At 63.8% G+C, this 2,669-nt stretch carries 2 protein-coding genes and 1 pseudogene; all 3 read right to left on the reverse strand.

Annotated elements, in window-relative coordinates:
* Nucleotides 1–1,307 (reverse strand): MmgE/PrpD family protein (locus tag DBR24_RS20690; protein ID WP_146189091.1); only part of this gene is annotated, 1,307 nt, incomplete at its 3' end.
* Nucleotides 1,304–2,206, reverse strand: coding sequence for a polysaccharide deacetylase (locus DBR24_RS20695; protein WP_128615686.1), 903 nt, complete (start codon nt 2,204–2,206; stop codon nt 1,304–1,306). The genes DBR24_RS20690 and DBR24_RS20695, both read right to left, overlap by 4 nt.
* Nucleotides 2,199–2,669 (reverse strand): annotated as a pseudogene (locus DBR24_RS20700) (polysaccharide deacetylase); the annotation flags it as partial. The pseudogene DBR24_RS20700 and the gene DBR24_RS20695, both read right to left, overlap by 8 nt.

Here is a 2,669-nt window from a genome sequence, read left to right on the forward strand (position 1 = left end):
TCCAGTCGCCGCACAGCGTCCAGCAACCCGTCAGCCTGCCCGCGCGGTAACACCCGCAACGCCAGGCTGAAAAACTTCTCCTCCAGTGCCGCATCACTCAGCGGATTGCCCGGCGCGCCCAGCGGCACCTCGACACACAGGCTGGCCATGCGTCCATCGACGGTGCGAAGTGTCACCCACGGCTCGCCATCCTCGGACAGCTGCGGATCAACTTCAAGGTGAATGCGCGCCAGCCACCAGGCGATGTGTGGGTCATGGCGTGGCCCTTCGTCGTAGGCCTCCAGCCGACAGTGGCCATGCACCAGCCGCGACGCAAGTGCATACGGCAGGCTCATTTGCGCGGCAGCCAGACTGCCGACATCGCGCCCGCCACACATGTCTTGCAGGAACGGGCACAAACGCACCTGTACATCCTCGACCTGATCAGCGCTGACCTGCAGTTGCGCCAGCAACAACCCAAGCGCGTCGATTGCCGAATGCGTTCCGCGACAGGCCGCGTAGGGTTTGATCGAACAACGCGCGAGCTTCCACACCGCGCCCAGATCGGCGTCCAGCGCGTCAGGGCGCGCGTTGTCACCTGCGAAGGTCTTGAGAAAACCACCCCAGACTTCATCGAACAGTAGCGTGGGGCCGCTGATCCCCTCGCTGGCAAACCGCGCCGCCAGCAATCCGCCTTCGGCGGCGCGACCGCTGTGCAGTTTTTTACTCTGTGAGCCGTCGTGGATGAACGCCCACAGACCGCCACTGAAGCTGCCGGCGATGCCCAGCGCGGCCACTGTCTGCTGCACATCCAGGCGCAGAATCCGCGAGCACGCCGCCGCAGCGCCGAACACTCCGCAGGTGGCGGTCGAATGCCAGCCTGCGCCGTTATGCGCTGAATAGCTGCCACAGGCTTCCAGTACACGCCGGCCGATTTCATAGCCGATCACCACGGCCGTGATCAACTCGCGACCACTGATGGTCCTGTCGCTCAACGAAAGCGCAGCCATGATTGCCGGCAACACCACCGCACCGGAGTGATCGCAACCACCGGTGTCGTCCAGTTCCAGCGCATGGGCGGCGATACCATTGAGCAGCGCTGCCTGACCCGCGCCGACCCGAAACGAAGTGCCCCAGACGGGCACCGGACCGGACTCGCTTGCCAGCACGCGCCGCGACTGAAACGCCACGGCGCTGTCCGCCCCGGCCAGCGCTGCGCCAAAGGTGTCGAGGATGTGCCGCTTGGCTTGCTCGACGAGTGCCGGTGGCAAATCGTCGAAGTGTGTCGCGACGCAAAACTGCGCCAGACGCTGCATGCGCTGGGTCATACGAGGTAGTCCCGATAGTGCCGCTCATAGACCGATGCCGGATGATCGGCGCTCACCTGTTGCGCCGATTGCGCCCACCACTGCGCGACCTCGGCGCCGCTGGCGATCCACACGTCGTCATGCTTTTGAATGCCTTGCAGCAATTCGCGCAGCACGCCGATCCGTCCTGGCGTGGCAATGATTTCCGGGTGCAGGCGCAGCACATAACACAGACCGAACCGGTGGAACCCGGCGAAGTCCATCTGCAGGTTATCCAGCGTATGGCTGTAGGAGGCGATACGCGATTGTGCCGGCGGCACCGCCGGGCTCAGGTTGAAGGCGAAGTACGGCTCGTCTTCCAGTTCGTAATGCAGCGGCAGTTCGATGACATCGGGGGCCGTTGGATGAGCAAACGGCAAGTCGTCGCCACGCCACGATGAGCACCAGCGTATGCCATGACCCTTGAGCGCTTCGATAAACCCTGGCGCGCCGTTGCCGGCGGGAATGCGGAAACCGTTCGGCCGTTCGCCGGTCAATGCATGGAGCGCGGCACAACCCTTGGCGACCTCGGCACTTTGCGTCGCAAGGTCGAGAAGGTCGTAGTCCAGATGGCGATAGCCGGCGCAGGCAATCTCATGGCCGCCAGCCTTGATCGCCGCAATGTGCTGCGGGTTTTCCTCGGCGACGATACCAGGGACGAACCAACTGCTGGTCACCCCGAGTTCCTCGAACAACCGGAGCAGACGATCGACGCCGCGTTGCGTGCCATAGCGCCACACCGACAGGGTCTTGTCGCGTCCGGCCACTTCCGGGGCCTGAGTCAAAATACCGTGGATGTCGTTGTAATCGACGGTCAGGACCACGGCGCAGCGCTTGCCTTCGGGCCAGACCTGGTTGGGCAAAACAGCGAAGTCAGCCATGGTGATGCTCCTTCAGCCACCAGCGGGCGACGTCGCGGCAAGTGGCGAACCACACGTCATCGCGTTGGCGCATGTGTTCGAAAAGTTGCTCCAGCAACAGGATGCGTCCCGGTTTGCCGGTGATTTTCGGGTGAAACAGGGTGGTCAGGCACAGGCCTTCATCCATGGCGCCGTCGTACTCACGCTTCCAGTTATCGAGGGTCAGTGCGTAGCTGGCGGTGCGATCCAGCCCCGACGGGAAATTCGGCGCGCGGGTGTAGGCGAGAGAGGCGTAATCGTCCATCTCCCAACGACCGGGGATTTCCACCAGCGGTGTGCTGTGACCGGGGACGTTGACCAGATACGGACGATCATCGCCGCGCATGCTGCTGGAATAGATGACGCCGGCGTCAGCGAGCATCGCCGGGGTTTGTGCGCGCCAGTCGCCGGACGGTGTGCGAAAGCCTTCGGCGCGGATGTGCAG

The organism is Pseudomonas sp. HMWF006 (assembly GCF_003061205.1).
Taxonomy (GTDB): domain Bacteria; phylum Pseudomonadota; class Gammaproteobacteria; order Pseudomonadales; family Pseudomonadaceae; genus Aquipseudomonas; species Aquipseudomonas monsensis.

Bases quoted from the DNA above. Each gene is read 5' to 3' on its own strand.
- DBR24_RS20695 (WP_128615686.1), bottom strand. From the start codon at position 2,206: ATGGCTGACTTCGCTGTTTTGCCCAACCAGGTCTGGCCCGAAGGCAAG.